The sequence below is a fragment of the Pinisolibacter aquiterrae genome (assembly GCF_019160155.1).
Taxonomy (GTDB): Bacteria; Pseudomonadota; Alphaproteobacteria; order Rhizobiales; family Ancalomicrobiaceae; genus Pinisolibacter; species Pinisolibacter aquiterrae.
The window spans coordinates 176034-191561 of record NZ_JAFNIH010000044.1; the positions used below are offsets into that span (position 1 = coordinate 176034).

Annotated in this window: 20 protein-coding genes; 6 read left to right on the plus strand and 14 right to left on the minus strand. The window is 69.6% G+C overall.

Annotation, left to right across the window (positions count from 1 at the left end):
- The first annotated feature begins 19 nt into the window (after positions 1-19).
- The 5 genes from pyrC (at position 20) to J3S89_RS19615 (ending at position 3292) form a co-directional block, all read left to right on the plus strand.
- A complete protein-coding gene (gene pyrC / locus J3S89_RS19595; protein ID WP_217929962.1) occupies positions 20-1054 on the plus strand; it encodes a dihydroorotase in 1035 nt (344 codons plus the stop codon).
- Between the two features lie 129 nt (positions 1055-1183).
- Entirely contained in the window at positions 1184-1693 is a 510-nt protein-coding gene (locus tag J3S89_RS19600) for a MaoC/PaaZ C-terminal domain-containing protein (protein WP_217929964.1), read from the plus strand.
- 9 nt (positions 1694-1702) lie between these two features.
- Complete coding sequence (locus J3S89_RS19605) at positions 1703-2089, plus strand: DUF423 domain-containing protein (RefSeq protein ID WP_217929967.1); 387 nt, start codon at positions 1703-1705, stop codon at positions 2087-2089.
- Between the two features lie 107 nt (positions 2090-2196).
- On the plus strand, positions 2197-3078 hold the full coding sequence (locus tag J3S89_RS19610) for an HpcH/HpaI aldolase/citrate lyase family protein (RefSeq protein WP_217929974.1): 882 nt from the start codon (positions 2197-2199) through the stop codon (positions 3076-3078).
- A 7-nt stretch (positions 3079-3085) separates the two neighbouring features.
- Positions 3086-3292, plus strand: coding sequence for a DUF1737 domain-containing protein (locus J3S89_RS19615; protein ID WP_217929977.1), 207 nt, complete (start codon positions 3086-3088; stop codon positions 3290-3292).
- Positions 3293-3325: 33 nt separating this feature from the next.
- Here the strand turns inward: J3S89_RS19615 and J3S89_RS19620 are convergent, their stop codons facing one another.
- The 3 genes from J3S89_RS19620 to J3S89_RS19630 all read right to left on the minus strand — a co-directional run bounded on the left by J3S89_RS19620 (position 3326) and on the right by J3S89_RS19630 (position 4707).
- Positions 3326-3631, minus strand: coding sequence for a hypothetical protein (locus J3S89_RS19620; RefSeq protein ID WP_217929979.1), 306 nt, complete (start codon positions 3629-3631; stop codon positions 3326-3328).
- Positions 3632-3730: 99 nt separating this feature from the next.
- Positions 3731-4129: a carboxymuconolactone decarboxylase family protein gene (locus J3S89_RS19625; RefSeq protein WP_217929989.1), complete on the minus strand. Its 399-nt coding sequence runs from the start codon at positions 4127-4129 to the stop codon at positions 3731-3733.
- Between the two features lie 8 nt (positions 4130-4137).
- Positions 4138-4707 (minus strand): AprI/Inh family metalloprotease inhibitor, encoded by a 570-nt coding sequence (locus J3S89_RS19630; RefSeq protein WP_217929997.1) that lies wholly within the window; start codon positions 4705-4707, stop codon positions 4138-4140.
- A gap of 244 nt (positions 4708-4951) precedes the next feature.
- Between J3S89_RS19630 and J3S89_RS19635 the strand changes: the two genes are divergently transcribed.
- Positions 4952-5539: a GNAT family N-acetyltransferase gene (locus J3S89_RS19635; RefSeq protein ID WP_217929999.1), complete on the plus strand. Its 588-nt coding sequence runs from the start codon at positions 4952-4954 to the stop codon at positions 5537-5539.
- Positions 5540-5648: 109 nt separating this feature from the next.
- On the opposite strand, the gene J3S89_RS19640 is transcribed toward J3S89_RS19635, so the two are convergent.
- The 11 genes from J3S89_RS19640 to J3S89_RS19690 all read right to left on the minus strand — a co-directional run bounded on the left by J3S89_RS19640 (position 5649) and on the right by J3S89_RS19690 (position 15416).
- On the minus strand, positions 5649-6428 hold the full coding sequence (locus J3S89_RS19640; protein WP_217930007.1) for a succinate dehydrogenase iron-sulfur subunit: 780 nt from the start codon (positions 6426-6428) through the stop codon (positions 5649-5651).
- Between the two features lie 78 nt (positions 6429-6506).
- Positions 6507-8333, minus strand: coding sequence for a succinate dehydrogenase flavoprotein subunit (sdhA, locus tag J3S89_RS19645; RefSeq protein ID WP_217930009.1), 1827 nt, complete (start codon positions 8331-8333; stop codon positions 6507-6509).
- A 5-nt stretch (positions 8334-8338) separates the two neighbouring features.
- The gene (sdhD, locus tag J3S89_RS19650) at positions 8339-8719 is read right to left on the minus strand and encodes a succinate dehydrogenase, hydrophobic membrane anchor protein (protein WP_217930011.1); all 381 of its coding nucleotides are present in this window, start codon (positions 8717-8719) and stop codon (positions 8339-8341) included.
- Between the two features lie 4 nt (positions 8720-8723).
- Entirely contained in the window at positions 8724-9128 is a 405-nt protein-coding gene (gene sdhC / locus J3S89_RS19655; protein WP_217930016.1) for a succinate dehydrogenase, cytochrome b556 subunit, read from the minus strand.
- A 281-nt stretch (positions 9129-9409) separates the two neighbouring features.
- Positions 9410-10462 (minus strand): MaoC family dehydratase, encoded by a 1053-nt coding sequence (locus tag J3S89_RS19660; RefSeq protein ID WP_217930019.1) that lies wholly within the window; start codon positions 10460-10462, stop codon positions 9410-9412.
- Between the two features lie 153 nt (positions 10463-10615).
- The gene (locus J3S89_RS19665; RefSeq protein ID WP_217930022.1) at positions 10616-11329 is read right to left on the minus strand and encodes a DUF1868 domain-containing protein; all 714 of its coding nucleotides are present in this window, start codon (positions 11327-11329) and stop codon (positions 10616-10618) included.
- Positions 11330-11404: 75 nt separating this feature from the next.
- A complete protein-coding gene (locus J3S89_RS19670; RefSeq protein ID WP_217930024.1) occupies positions 11405-12157 on the minus strand; it encodes a DUF429 domain-containing protein in 753 nt (250 codons plus the stop codon).
- Positions 12158-12183: 26 nt separating this feature from the next.
- A complete protein-coding gene (locus J3S89_RS19675) occupies positions 12184-13098 on the minus strand; it encodes a PfkB family carbohydrate kinase (RefSeq protein ID WP_217930026.1) in 915 nt (304 codons plus the stop codon).
- Between the two features lie 17 nt (positions 13099-13115).
- Positions 13116-14303, minus strand: coding sequence for an NAD(P)/FAD-dependent oxidoreductase (locus J3S89_RS19680; RefSeq protein WP_217930028.1), 1188 nt, complete (start codon positions 14301-14303; stop codon positions 13116-13118).
- 23 nt (positions 14304-14326) lie between these two features.
- A complete protein-coding gene (locus J3S89_RS19685; protein WP_217930029.1) occupies positions 14327-14842 on the minus strand; it encodes a hypothetical protein in 516 nt (171 codons plus the stop codon).
- 70 nt (positions 14843-14912) lie between these two features.
- Positions 14913-15416, minus strand: a complete 504-nt coding sequence (locus J3S89_RS19690) for a hypothetical protein (protein WP_217930037.1) — start codon at positions 15414-15416, stop codon at positions 14913-14915.
- Positions 15417-15528: the final 112 nt, after the last annotated feature.

Consider the following 15528-nt stretch of genomic DNA (forward strand, 5'->3'; position numbering starts at 1 on the left):
GTGTTCGCGGAGCCCGCTCATGACCCGCCTGACCTTTCATCGCCCCGACGATTGGCATGTCCATTTTCGTGACGGCGATCCGATGCGCGCGGTGGTGCCCTTCACGGCGCGCGCCTTCGGCCGGGCGATCGTCATGCCCAATCTGACGCCGCCGGTGACCACCACGGCGCTGGCGGCCGCCTATCGCGAGCGGATCCTGGCGGCGGTGCCGGAAGGGGTGACCTTCACCCCGCTGATGACCGCCTATCTCACCGACGGCAGCGATCCCGCCGACATCGTCGCCGGCCATGCCGACGGGGTGCTGACGGCGGTCAAGCTCTATCCGGCGCACGCCACCACCAATTCCCAGTTCGGCGTGACCTCGATCGCCGCCGTGCGCCCGGTTCTCGCGGCGATGGAGAAGGCGGGGATGCCGCTCCTCATCCACGGCGAGGTGACCCGGGCCGAGGTCGACGTGTTCGATCGCGAGGCGCGTTTCGTCGAGGAGGTGTTGCTGCCGCTCCTGGCCGATTTCCCCGGCCTCAAGGTGGTGCTGGAACACGTCACCACGGCCGAGGGCGTGGCGGTGGTGAAGGCCCATGCCGGCCGCATGGCCGGGACGATCACGCCGCAGCATCTGCTCTACGACCGCAATGCCCTCTTCAAGGGCGGCATCCGGCCGCATCTCTATTGCCTGCCGATCCTCAAGCGTTCGACCCACAAGCTGGCGCTGCGGGCGGCGGCGACCGCCGGCGACGGTCTCTTCTTCCTCGGCACGGACACCGCGCCGCATCTGAAGCACACCAAGGAGACCGCCTGCGGCTGCGCCGGCGTCTTCTCGGCGCCGACGGCGATCGAGGCCTATCTCTCGGTGTTCGAGGAGGAGGGCGCGCTCGATCGGTTCGAGATCTTCGCCTCGCTGGCGGGGCCGGCCTTCTACGGCCTGCCGGTCAATCCGGAGCGGGTGACGTGGGAGAAGCGGTCGCGGCCGGTGGCCGAGGCGATCGAGGTGCCGGGCGCGGGCGAGATCGTGCCGCTCTTCGGCGGCGAGACGGTGGCATGGTCGCCGGTCTGACGCGGCCGGCACGAGGCGGACGCGGCGCGCCGGCACCCTCCGCCGAAGGTCGAAGCCCCTCGCCGGGGCTTTGGCTCTAGGATCGCGCCGACCGCGTCGGCATGCGACGCGCATATGGGGACGACAGTGATGACGACGATGGAAAACCGCACCTACGACGAGATCGCGATCGGCGAGAGCGCGGAAGTGACGCGTGAGGTGACGCGGGCCGACATCGAACTCTTCGCGGTGGTCTCCGGCGACGTCAATCCGGCTCATCTCGACGACGTCTATGCGAGCGGCACCCGCTTCAAGGGCGTGATCATGCACGGCATGTGGTCGGGCGCGATCGTCTCCTCGCTGCTCGGCGTGCATCTGCCGGGTCCGGGCACGATCTATCTGTCACAGTCGCTCGCCTTCAAGCGGCCGGTGACGATCGGCGATCGCATCACCTTCAAGGTGACGGTCAAGGAGAAGCGCGACGACAAGAAGATCGTCGTGTTGGAGTGCACCGGCGTCAATCAGGACGGCAAGACGGTGGTGGATGGCGAGGCGGTGGTGATGGCGCCGAGCGAAAAGCTGGCGCCGACGGCCCCCGCCGTGCCACAGGTGTCGATCGCCAGGGACGGCGGCCCCGCCGTCGCCTATGTGCGCAAGTGAGGTGATGGAATGCGACGGACCGAACTCGATCTGATGCTGGCCGGCCTGTTGGGGGCCGGCGGCGTGGCGGACGCGGCGCTGGCGACGCATGTGACGGGCGGCGGTCCGTTGGCGAGCGCGGCGGAGATCATGATGATCCATGCCGCCGCGATCGTCGGTCTGGTGGCGTTGCGGCGCGGCGACGCGACGGCGCCGGGCGCGGTCGGCAAGATCGCCCTGGCGATGGGCCTGGGCGCGGCGATCTTCGGGATCGACATCACCCTGCTCTCCTTCGCCGGCGTCCATCTCTTCCCGATGGCGGCGCCGATCGGCGGCACCGTGCTGATCGTCGCGTGGCTGGCGCTCGCCGTCATGGTCGTGCTCGAGCGCGTGCGCCACGGCGAGCCGCCGACCTGAGGGCGACGGACGGTTCGTCCAACGGCCGATTGCGGGGCGGCGGGGGCTTCGGTAGGGTCCGCGCCGCGTCGACCGCTCGTGTCCAACCGATTTTCGGAGATCGTCCCATGACCATCCGTCCGCGCCGCAGCGTGCTCTACATGCCGGGTTCCAACGCTCGCGCGCTGGAGAAGGCCAAGACGCTCGCCACCGACGCGGTGATCCTCGATCTCGAGGATTCGGTCGCTCCCGACGCCAAGGCGACCGCGCGCGATCAGGTGATGGCGGTCGCGGCGGCCGGCGGGTTCGGCTCGCGCGAGGTGGTGATCCGGGTCAACGGGCTCTCCGGCCCGTGGGGCATGGCCGATCTCGAGGCGGCGGCGATGGTCGCGCCCGACGCGATCCTGATCCCCAAGGTCTCGAAGCCCGAGGACGTGTTCGAGGCGGTCGCCGTGCTCGATCGCTGCGGCGCACCGGAGAGCGTGAAGATTTGGGCGATGTTCGAGACGCCGCTGGCGGTGCTCAACGCGGCCGCGATCGCGGCGGCGGCGAGTGTCGAGGAGGGGCGCAGGCTCGCGGTCCTCGTGCTCGGCACCAACGACCTCGCCAAGGAGACCCGCGCCCGCTTCGTGCCCGGCCGCACCACCATGCTTCCGTGGCTGACGACCGCGCTCGCGGCGGCGCGTGCCTACGGCCTCGACGTGATCGACGGGGTCTACAACAATCTCTCCGACGCCGAGGGCTTCCTGGTCGAATGCGAACAGGGCCGCGATCTCGGCATGGACGGCAAGACGCTGATCCATCCCAACCAGCTCGCCGTCGCCAATGCGATCTTCTCGCCCTCGGCGGCGGAGATCGAGCAGGCGCGCCGGATCATCGCCGCCTTCGCGCTGCCGGAGAACGCCGCCAAGGGCGTGATCACCCTCGACGGCAAGATGGTCGAGCGTCTCCACGCGGAGATGGCCGAGCGGGTGGTGGCGATCGCCGACGCGATCGCGGCGGCGGCGTGAGGATCTCATGAAGCTCTATCGTTATCTGACCGGCCCCGACGATTCCGCCTTCTGCAAGCGCGTCTCGGCCGCGCTCAACAAGGGCTGGCAGCTCGCCGGCGGCCCGACGCTCGCCTTCGATCCGGTCCAGGGGCGGATGATCTGCGGTCAGGCCGTGGTCAAGGAAGTGGTCGGCGTCGCCTATACCGAGGACACGGTTCTCTCGGACTGGTGAGGGCCGGCCTCGCGCGTTCTCGCGCCGGCCGGGTCAGCGAACCTCGGCGCGCGGCGCACCCTCGCCGGGGGCGGTCGGCGCGGTGCGCCCGTCGTCCGGCAGGACGGCGGTCGGGCAGGGCGCGTCGAGGATCGTCCAGGACGTGACGTTGAGATCCATCTCGCAGCGGGCGATGTGGAACCCCTTCGGGGTCGTCAGGCACAGGGTTTCGCCGAGCGCGGCGCGCCGGCCGGGCGCTCGGCAGGTCGATTCCTGCTCCTGCGCGGCGGCTGGGGCGGGAAAGAGGGGCGCGGCGACGAGCGCGCCCAGGACGACGGCGGCGTCTCGGGTCCGGAACATGACCGTCATCGTGCCACAGGCGATCGGGCGGGGCAACGAAGTCCCGAAACGAGACGTGCGCGGCCCCTGACGCAGCGTCCCGACGGCGGCCGGACGTGTTCAGGGCTGCCGGTAGATCTCGTCGACCTCGACGCCGAAGGCGCCGACCATGCGGTTGGTCTCGCTCGCCATGCCGACGACCGCGACCAGCTCCAGGAACTGGGCCTCGGTCATGCCCTTGGCGCGGGCGGAGGCGGTGTGGGTGTGGATGCAGTAGTCGCAGCCGTTGGCGATGGAGACGGCGACGTAGAGCATCTCCTTGACCAGCGGATCGAGGGCGCCGGGGGCCATCACCTGGCGGATGCTCTCCCAGGTCCGGCGCAGCGACACCGGATCATGGGCGAGCGCCCGCCAGAAGTCGTTGACGTGGTCGGTCTTGCGGGCGGCGCGGATTTCGTCGAAGACGGCGCGCGCCTCGGGTGAGAGTTCGGCGTCGGTGAGTAGACGGACGGTCGCCATCGGGCACCTCAGCGGGAGAGGGTGATCGCCTGCGAGCCGGCGGTGCGGCCGGAGAAGCGCTCGCCGCCGGCACCGACGAGGGTGGCGACGGTGGAGCCGTCGGAGCCCTTCAGCGTGACCTGCTTGCCCTGGAGATCCCAGGCCGAGATCTTCTGAAGTTCGGGCGAGGTGCAGCCCTTGGAGATGGCGCGGTAGCCGCCGGCCCAGCTGGTCAGGTTCATGAAGAGCTGGCAGTTGTCGGAACCGGAGGCGAGACGCCAGCCGCCGAGCAGCTCGGCGCGGCCGATGGTCGGGGCCTTGGCGGCGTCGACGGCGGCCGGAGCGCTCGGCCCGGGCGTCGCCGGCAGGGCGGCGACGGCGGTGTTCGGGTCGGCGGGCACGGCACCGGGGGGCGGAGGGGTGAGCGGCTGGAGAGTGCCCTGGGTCACCGGCGCGGTCGGGGCCGGGGTGAGCGGCTCGTAGGTCGCGGGGGCGGAGGAAGAGGAGAACCTCGGCCGGTCGCTCAGTCCGAGGCGGGAACAACCACCGGCCGCGGCGGCGATCATCACGACGACGGCCAAGCGCTCAGCGCGAATCATTCTCGTAGTCTCCAGAGGGTCGGTCGGCCTGTTCTACCGCGTGTAGGCCGGCGATGCGACTCTTCTCCGGCCGGGTCGCGGCGCCGTGATGGCTCACCAATACGTCATCAGACCAAAGGATGCGGCAGAACGTCGCATATCGGCAGTTCTCCCGAGCGGCCTCTTTTCAGCCGTATTGCGACGCAACATAATATTTCACGAATTGCTGCGATGCATCATCGCGGCGAACACAGGAGTAGACCCCATGAACGAGCTCTCGCGCAGCGGCTCGATCCGGAAGCTGTGGGTGGCCGACACCGCCGCCTTCCGGGATCACCTGATGCGGCTCGACCCGCAGACCCGACGCAACCGCTTCGGCATGGCGGCCGGTGACGACTTCGTCCGCCGCTATGCCGAAACGAGCTTCGCGCTCGACACGCTCATCCACGGCATCTTCATCGGCGGCGATCTCGTCGGCGTCGGCGAGCTGCGCAGCCTCGGCCGTTCGCGCTCGGACGCGGAGGCCGCCTTCTCGGTGGAGACCGATTGGCAGGGCCGTGGCTTCGGCTCGAAGCTGATGGAGCGCGTCCTTCTCGCCGCCCGCAACCGGCGCATCGAGAAGCTCTACATGAACTGCCTCGCCTCGAACGGCCAGATGCAGCGGCTGGCGCGTCGGCACGGCGCCGAGCTCGAATACGAGGGTGGCGACGTCGTCGGCATCGTCGTGCCACAGACGCCGTCGCCGGCGTCGTGGCTACGCGAGGCGGTTCGCGACGGCTACGGCTGGGCGAGCGCGGTGGTCGACATGCAGAAGAAGGCGATGCCGGCCAAGCTCTTCGGCCGGGCGCACTGAGCCCGTCCGCTCGGTCGCGCCCACCCGGCGCCGACGAACCAAGGCAGACATGAAGAGGCCCCGGCGGGATCCCGCCGGGGCCTCTTCATCGTCCGGGTCGACCGAGCCGTCAGAGGCGGCGCTCGATCATCATCTTCTTGATCTCCGCGATCGCCTTGGCCGGGTTCAGACCCTTGGGGCAGGTGTTCGCGCAGTTCATGATGGTGTGGCAGCGATAGAGGCGGAAGGGATCCTCGAGATTGTCGAGACGTTCGCCGGTCGCTTCGTCGCGGCTGTCGATCAGCCAGCGATAGGCCTGGAGCAGAACCGCCGGGCCGAGATAACGGTCGCCGTTCCACCAGTAGCTCGGGCACGAGGTCGAGCACGAGGCGCAGAGGATGCACTCGTAGAGACCGTCGAGCTTGGTGCGGTCCTCGTGGCTCTGGCGCCACTCGGTCTGCGGGGTCGGGCTCACCGTCTTCAGCCAGGGCTCGATCGAGCGATGCTGAGCGTAGAAGTTGGTGAGATCGGGGATCAGATCCTTCACCACCGGCATGTGAGGGAGGGGATAGATCTTCACCGCGCCCTTCACCTCGTCCATGCCCTTGGTGCAGGCGAGGGTGTTGAGCCCGCCGATGTTCATCGCGCAGGAGCCGCAGATGCCTTCACGGCACGAGCGACGGAAGGTCAGCGACGGATCGATCTTGTTCTTGATGTAGATGAGACCGTCCAGAACCATCGGACCGCAATCGTCGCGATCGACGAAATAGGTGTCGATCTGCGGGTTCTTGCCGTCGTCGGGATTCCATCTGTAGACCTTGAATTCGGTGAGCTTGGTCCCGCCGGCCGGCTTGGGCCAGGTCTTGCCGATCTTCACCGTGGAGTTCTTAGGCAACGTGAGCTCAACCATTTCGGCCCGCCCTTTTCATCTGTCCGACCGTCGAGGTCCGTCGGCCGGCGGCCGACGGGTCGATGCGTCCGCGAGGGATCAGTACACGCGAGCCTTGGGCTCGATGTAGGCGATGTCCTGCGTCATGGTGTAGGTGTGCACGGGACGGTCGTCGAGCGTCACCGACTTGGTGGCGCCGTCGGCCCAGGCCAACGTGTGCTTCATCCAATTGACGTCGTCGCGGTTCGGGAAGTCCTCGCGGGCATGCGCTCCGCGGCTCTCCTGACGGGCGGCGGCCGAGTTCATGGTGACCACGGCCTGCTCGATCAGGTTCTCGAACTCGAGGGTCTCGACGAGATCGGAGTTCCAGACCAGCGAGCGGTCGGTGACCTTCACGTCCGGCAGGCCTTCCCAGACCTTCTGGATCAGGCCGACGCCCTCTGCCAGAACCTCGCCGGTGCGGAACACCGCGCAGTTGTTCTGCATGGTGCGCTGCATCTTGTCGCGAAGGACGGCGGTCGGGGTCGAGCCCGAGGCGTAGCGGTACTTGTCGAGACGCGACACCGCGAGCTCGCCGGCGTCCGCCGGAAGCTCGGGCTGACGCCCGTTCGCCACCACGGTCTCGACGCAGCGCAGGCCGGCGGCGCGGCCGAACACCACGAGGTCGGTCAGCGAGTTGGAGCCGAGACGGTTGGCGCCGTGGACCGACACGCAGGCGGCTTCGCCGATCGCCATCAGGCCGGGGACCACGGAATCGGGGTCGCCGTTCTTCTTGGTGAGGACTTCGCCGTGGAAGTTGGTCGGGATGCCACCCATGTTGTAGTGCACGGTCGGCAGGATCGGGATCGGTTCCTTGGTCAGGTCGACGCCGGCGAAGATCTTCGCCGACTCGGTGATGCCGGGCAGACGCTCGGCCAGGATCGCGGGATCCAGATGGCTGAGGTGCAGGTGGATGTGATCCTTGTTCTTGCCGACGCCACGGCCCTCGCGGATCTCCATGGTGATGGAGCGCGAGACGACGTCGCGCGAGGCGAGGTCCTTGGCCGAGGGGGCGTAACGCTCCATGAAGCGCTCGCCGGCGGAATTGGTGAGGTAGCCGCCCTCGCCGCGCGCGCCCTCGGTGATGAGGACGCCGGCGCCGTAGATGCCGGTCGGGTGGAACTGCACGAACTCCATGTCCTGCATCGGCAGGCCGGCGCGCAGCACCATGCCGCCACCGTCGCCGGTGCAGGTATGGGCCGAGGTGCAGGAGAAGTAGGCGCGGCCGTAGCCGCCGGTCGCCAGAATGGTCTTCTGGGCCCGGAAGCGGTGCAGCGTGCCGTCCTCGAGGCAGAGCGCCACGACGCCGCGGCAGGCGCCGTCGGCATCCATGATCAGGTCGATGGCGAAATACTCGATGAAGAACTCCGCCGAGTGACGCAGCGACTGACCGTAGAGCGTGTGCAGGATGGCGTGGCCGGTCCGGTCCGCGGCGGCGCAGGTGCGCTGGGCGATGCCCTTGCCGTAGTGGGTGGTCATGCCGCCGAAGGGACGCTGATAGATCTTGCCTTCCTCGGTGCGCGAGAAGGGAACGCCCCAATGCTCGAGCTCGTAGACGGCGTCGGGCGCGTTGCGCACGAGATATTCGATGGCGTCCTGGTCGCCCAGCCAGTCCGACCCCTTGACGGTGTCGTACATGTGGAAGCGCCAGCTGTCCTCGCCCATGTTGGCGAGGGAGGCGGCGACGCCGCCCTGAGCCGCGACGGTGTGGGAGCGGGTCGGGAACACCTTGGTCACGCAGGCGGTCTTGAGACCGGCCTCGGAGGCGCCGACCACGGCGCGCAGACCGGCGCCACCGGCGCCGACCACCACCACGTCGAAGGTGTGATCGATGAAGGGATAGGCGGTGCCGGACGTGCCGGGAGCCTTGACGTTGTTTTCGGCCATGGTCCTCACATCCCGAACGAGAGCTTGGCGACCGCCCACAGGGTCGCGATGGCGACGAGCGCCGAGAAGAAGTTGTTCATGAGAACGAACAGGATCTTCCAGGCGTCGGAGGGCGTGTAGTCCTCGATGATGACCTGCATGCCGATGCGCATGTGCAGGACGCCGGCGATCACCATCGCCGCGAAGGGGATGGCCACCAGCGGCGAGGAGAGAACGGCGTGGGCGCGCTCGTAGGGCGCGCCGACGACGCAGACGACCGCCAGGATGAAGATCACCGTCAGCGGCACCATCGCCACGGCGGTGATGCGCTGCATCCAGTAGTCCTCGGTGCCGAACTTGGCGGTGCCGCGACCACGAACCTGGGAAAGAGGCGTGCGCATGTTCATCACCTCACTTGACCATGTAGCCGACGACCCAGATCAGGATCGTGAAGACGCCGGACAGAACCCAGGTGCCGAGCGCCAGGAGACGACGCTCCTCGCCGAACCCGATGATCATGTCCCAGATCAGGAAGCGGATGCCGCCGATGAGGTGGCAGACCAGCGCCCAGGTGTAGCCGAACAGGACCAGACGTCCGATCCAGGAGCCGAAGGCCCACATGGCCCAGTCGTAGGCGACGGGGCCGGAAGCTGCGGCGATCAACCAGGCCGCGAGCAGCAGCGTGCCGAAATAGAGCGCCGCGCCGGTTCCGCGATGGACGACGGACATGACCATCGTCCAGGAGGGCGCGTAGATGAAGAGATGCGGCGAAAGGGGGCGCTCGACCCCATTGCCTGCTTTGCTCTGTGTCGACATCGGCCTGTCTTCGATCCTTCGGGGTTGAAGGGCGGGCGAACCCGTCGCGCCACGGCGAGGAGCCGGGGTGTGGGTCGACGGTTCGGACGCACGGCTGGAAGCCTTCTAACCCTTTTGTGGGCGGTGCGTCAAAACGTCCAAAGGGATTATTGCGCAGTCATGCGTCTGGTGCGGACCTACACCCGGGACGCGAGAAATACCAGATGGTGTCTCTGCTGATCGCATGGCTGCGACGGGGCGGCGCCGCCGCCCGGATCGAGGCATGGGCCAGACCGCCGATCTCAGCGCGGGAGGACCGCCCAATAATCGAGGTCGAGAATCACCGAGGGGTCGTAGTCGCCGGTCTCGAGCTTGTAGGGCAGGTCGGCGCAGGGCCGGTCCTTGGTGGCGACGAGGCGCAGGCGCAGCGCGCCGACGTCGTCGCGGCCGGGCAGGTCGGCGGTCTCCAACACCTCCGACCAGGCGAAGACGGTGAGGCCGGCGAAGAGCGGCGCGACGTGGCGGCCGCCGTTGATGGCGGCGACGTGGAAGGCGTTGCCGAGGCCGTTGAAGGAGAGCGCGCGGGCGAGCGAAATGACGTGGCCGCCGTAGATCAGCCGGCGCCCGAAGCGGCCTTGGCCCTCGGTGAACTGGTTGAAATGGACCTTGGCGGTGTTCTGGTAGAGGCGGGTGGCGAGCATGTGCTCGGCCTCCTCCACGGTCATGCCGTCGACGTGGTCGATGCGCTCGCCGGCGCGATAGTCGCCGAAGCGATGGGACGAGCCGGCCAGCACGCCGTCATAGGCCTCGGGGTCCAGGACCGGCACGGCCGAGCCGATCTGCTCGGGCGTCAGCGCGGCCGGGAGTTCCGGGATCCTCTGGTCGGCGACGACGGCGCTCTCGTCGGCCTTGCGCACCATCACCCAGCGCACATAGTCGAGGACTTCCGCGCCATGCTGGTTGTAGCCGGTGGAGCGGACGTAGACGACGCCGGTCTTGCCGTTGGAATTCTCCTTGAGGCCGATCACCTCGGAGACGGTCGAGAGCGTGTCGCCGGGATAGACGGGCGCGAGGAAGCGACAGCCGGCGTAGCCGAGATTGGCGACGGCGTTGAGCGAGACGTCCGGGACGGTCTTGCCGAAGACGACGTGGAACACCAGGAGGTCGTCGACGGGGGCGCGCGGGTAGCCGATGGCGCGGGCGAAGGCGTCCGACGACTGCACCGCGAAACGGGGGCCGTAGAGGGCGGTGTAGAGGGCGACGTCGCCGGTCGTCACGGTGCGCGGGGTGGCGTGACGGATCACCTGACCGATGCGGAAATCCTCGAAGAAATTGCCCGTGTTGGTCTTGGTCATGGTCCGGCCCCCGGCGCTCGCGTGTCTCGGCCTTCCTGATGCCGGACGGCGCGGGCGCCGACAATCCCGCGAAGGTCGAATAGATCGCGCCGCGGTGCGAAACGATTCGGAATTTCGTGGCGGCGCGCTCGTGGGGGGACGTCGCGGGGGGCCTCAAGCGAGGCGCTTCACCTCCTCGAAGGCGCACATGTCGGCGAAGCGGCAGAAGGCGGGCGGGGCGAAGCGCAGGATCGGCGCGGCGGCGAGAAGATCGGCGAGGGCGTCGGCGAGCACGTTGCGCCAAGCGGCGAGGCGGTCGTCGGGGAGCCAGGCGATCGGATAGGCGAAGGTGACGTGGAAGACGTAGGTCTCGTGGTCGGGGTGGCGACAGCCGAAGAGATCGGCGAGGGCGTCGCGCCAGTCGGCGAGAGCGCGCCGGTCGGCCTCCTCCGCGCCCTCCAGCACCACGCCGTTCGGGGTCAGGCCGACGGGGCGGAAGACGAAGGGCGCGCGCGGGGCGAAGCCCTCGAGCCGGCCCGCGAAATGCGCGGTCATCGCCTCGACCGGAGTGTCGGTCGGGCGGTCGCCGGGCCAGAAGGGGGCGCGGCGGCGGGTGTCGAGGATGCCCTGGAACAGGGTGACGTGGAGGCTCTCGACGGGCGTGAAGGCGAAGTGATCGGCCTCGGGCATGACGGTGAGGCGGGCGCGGGCGGCGCTCAGCGCGGCCTCCTCGATCGACCCCGGCCGGACGTGACAGACGACGGTGTTGCCGGCCTCCGGCAGGAAGCGGCCGTCCCGGTCGTAACGGATGCCGAGGCGGGCCGGCGGGGCGGCGTTCTGCGAGCGGGCGAATCGGTCGATGTCGGTCGGATCGGTGGAGGTGGTCACGGGTGGGCTCCTCGGTGGCGAGGCCCCATCCGATCCGCTTCGTGTTGCAGGGCGATGTCGGTCGGCGGACGGCGCTCAGGCGCGGATGGCGATGGGCAGGCCGCGACCGTCGCGCATCGGCGGATCGGGGAAGGAGACGGCCTGCCCGGCATGGACCCGGCGGGCGACGAGCGCGAGGACGCAGGCGTCGAGCAGGTCGTCGATCGCCGCGCCGCGCGGTGGGCGCTCGAGCAGGGCGGCATCGAAACCGAGAGCCACGAGCAGCGCCCGGCGCTCGTCGAGGCCGGGCGGGTTCGGCCGACTCTTCACCTTCTTCGGCAGGGTCATGGCGTCGCCGCCGTTCAGCATCGCGAAGGCGAGTTCGGGATGGCTCTCGACGATCCGCTCGGCGCGTTCGGGCGTGAGGAGACGATCGAGTTCGCGGATCTTGGGGAAGAGGAAATGGGCCTGTTTCGAGACGCTCTTCGGCGGATCGGAGGTGGCGAGCGCTACGGAACGCGCCCGCGCAAAGCCCTCGTCGTGGTCTAGGCCTTCGGCGGCATAGACAGATGTGCGGGAGGGTATCGAGAAAACCGAGGAACGCCGCTTCGTCACCTGCTTCCTCACCAGCCGTTCCGGCCCGCGTCCGCCCGCGCCGATGCGGTCGGGCAGGCCGATCGGCATGTCGATCGCCGCGACGGCGGGGGCGTCGGGCCGGTCGAGGAGGTCATCGAGCCGGGCGACGATGCGGATCTCCGGGTCGAGCGGACCGTCGGGAGCGACGAGGCAGGCGATCCAGCCGGCGGGGCAGCCGTCGATCCCGGCGAGGCGGAGGGCGGGATCACTCATGGATGCCGAACTCATGGGTGCCGATCTCACTCGAGGCTGGTCGGGCGGGCGACCGGACGGCGGGCGCGGGCCTCGCCGATGCGGCGGGTCGAGACCTGGGCCATCGGGTGGACCAGCGTGTCCTGTTCCTCGGCGAGCACCAGTTCGTCGGCGCCGGCGCGGGCGGAACGGGCGATCATCTCGAAGACGCTCGCCACGGCGCGAGCGGTGGCGGCCTCGGCCGGGTGACCGTCGGCGAGGCGGGCGGTGAGGAGGCCGGCGAAGAGATCGCCGGTGCCGTGGGGCGCCGCCTCGATCAGGGGGTGTTCGAACTGGGTCGCGGCGTCGGCGGTCACCAGGAGGGTGCCGACCGAGCGGGTCATCATCGCCGGCGCCGAGGTGACGACGGTGATCGGCGGGGCGAGCGCGCGGGCGGCGGTGATCGCGGCGGTGGTGTCCTCGGGCGCGCGGGCGGTGAGCCAGCCGAGCTCGAAACGGTTCGGGGTGGCGACGTCGGCGAGCGGGATCAGGCGATCGCGGACGGCGCGGGCGAGTGTCTCGGCGACGTAGAGGCCGCCGCGCCCGTGACCGTCGCCGTCGCCGAGCACCGGATCGACGACGAGGCGCAGGCCGGGATTGCCGAGGCGCAGGCGTTCGACGAGCCTGGCGGTCGCCTCGACTTGGGTGGCGTCGGCGAAATAGCCGGTCAGGACCCAGCCGATCTCGCCGGCGTTGGGGCTCTCGGCGATCTCGGCGAGGGCCTCGGCGAAGGCGATCGGATCGGGGGCGAGGCGGGTGGAGGGGCCGTGGCCGGGATGCCAGGGCATCCACACCGTCGGCACCAGCCAGACGGCGTGGCCGAGGCGCTCCAGGGCGAAGGCCGCGGCGCGCGCGCCGATGGCGCCGCGTCCGACCTGCGACGACACCACCAGCACCGTCGCCGTCTTCCACTTTTCGCTCATCGCCTCGCCCGTCGCCGTCAGATGATGTTGGCCTCCACGACCGGACGCCCGGAGACGAGGCGATCGTAGCCGAAGACGGAGAGATCGATCGAGCGATATCCGCCGTGGACGATCAATTCGGCGACCGCGCGGCCGGCGCCGGGGCCCTGCTGGATGCCGTGGCCGGAGAAGCCGTTGCAGAAGACGAAGTTCGAGATCTCGGGATGGCGGCCGATCACCGCGTTGTGGTCGAAGGTGTGGAAGTCGTAGTGACCGGCCCAGGCGCGCACCAGTTTCAGCGCCTCGAAGGCGGGGATGCGGGTCGCCAGCGCCGGCCAGATCAGATCGTCGAAGAGGGGATAGTCGACCTCGAAGTCGTCCTCGCCGGCGCGGGCGTCGGTCGCCTCGTCGGGGGAGACGCCGCAGATGAAATACTGGCCCTCGGGGCGGATGTAGACGCCGGAGGCGACCGAGGTGCCGTCGATCAGCATCGGCAGGCCCTCGATCTCCTCGCGGCAATGGACGACGAAGACGCAGCGCTTGCGCGGTTCGACGGGAAGGGCGATGCCGGCCAGGGCCGCGACGTCGCCGGCGGAGGGGCCGGCGGCGTTCACGAAGGTGCCGCAGGCGATCTCGCGGCCGTCGGAGAGAGTGACCGAGGTGACGCGGTCGCCGGCGGTGGCGATGCCGGTCACGGCGGCGTGGGCATAGTGCGCGCCGGCCGCCTTGGCCGCCTTGCGGATCATGTCGAGCCACATCCAGGCGTCGAACCATCCCTCGCCGGAGCGGCCGTAGGCGGCGAGCGCGACGCCCTCGGTCGACATGTAGGGCCAGCGCCGGGCGATCTCGGCGGGGTCGATCAGCTCGATGTCGGAGCCCTCGGCGCTCTGGACGAGGTGATTGGCGCGCAGGATCGCCTCACCGGCGCTGCTGGCCAGGGTGAGATAGCCCCTCTCGTGAAAGCCGATGTCGGCGTCGGGACCGAACCGGCCCTTCAGATCGCGGATCACCTCGATGCCGAAGCGCGACAGGCGGATGTTCTCGGGCGTGGAGAATTGTTGGCGGATCGAGGCGGCCGACAGCATGGTGGCGGAGCGGGCGTAGGTCGGGTCCTTCTCGACCACCAGGACCGAGCCGGCGAACCCCAGTTCCTTCTTCAGAAAATAGGCTGTCGAGGAACCCATGATCGCGCCGCCGGCGATCACCACGTCGTATTGTTCGGCCACGTCCGCCTCCGTCTTCGGCCCGATCAGGGCACGGGATCTCTTTCCGATATCGCGTCTTCGCGAGCTCCGTCATGCGGCGGACGCGGGGCTCCCCTCTCGGGAAGCGGACGCCGGATCCCGGCCGAGCGCCCGGCCACCAGCCAATGGGCGAAACCGGCGGAAAGACCGATCGCCGCGATCAGCTGAAGTCGGGCGGGGCCGAGGACCGGCGCGCCGCCCATCACGCCGACGACCGCGATCGCGGTGGCGACGGCGAGATGGAGGAGCAGCGAGCGGGCGCCGGTCACCTCGCCGAGGACGACGGCCACCAGCCACGCCGGCCAGACGATGGTGGAGAAGACCGGCAGCAACAGGCCGCCGCGCATCATCATGCCGAGCACGGGAACCATGGTTCCGGGATCGGCCGCGACGACCTCGCGATGGGCGGAGGCGATCGCGGCGAGGCCGAGGGTGCCGACCACCAGGGTGGTGACGATCGCCGCCGCGAAGCCGAGGCCGGCGAGGATCGTCCGCCACAGGAGATGCGAGAGAGTGATCACGGGGCGAGCCTCCGGGGACGCGGATCGGTATCACGCCGGCAGGTTCGGTCGGTGCTTCGACCGGACGCCATCAGATCTCGGCCCAGGGGTCTGAGGGCGGCGGCGGCGGCGCCGAGCGGATGGCGACGATCCAGTAGACCCAGGCGCCGATCACCCCGGCGGCGGCCTCGAGCGCGAACAGGCCGAACGAGGGTAGCGGCAGCCCGAAGGGCAGCGCGACCAGGGCGCGGGTGAGGAGGGTGATCGTCAGTCCGGCGAGGGCGTAGACCCACAGCGCGCGCAGGGCGCGCGCCTCGGCCCCGACCAGGAAGGCGGTGACCAGCGGAGCGGCGGCGACGAAGACGATCAGCGCGGTCATCGCCGGCACCACGACGAGGCTCGCCCAGCCGTTCACCGCGATCAGCCGGTCGAAGCCGCGCGTCCAGCTCTCCTCGATCACCAGACCGAGGGTGCGCACGGCGGCGACGGCGGCCACCGCGAGGACATAGGCGATGAGGATCCGGCCGATGCGGCCGGAGGCGACCCGCCTCGCGGCGAGGGGACGATCGTCGAAAGAGGAGCCGGGCTCCGACATGGGCAGACCGCGAGGCGCGAAAGACGGGGGACGACCCGCCGGCGCGAGGGGCGAATCGTCGGCACCATTGTGCGGTCGCACAGGTCGCATCGTCCAGAGGGGACGACGGCTC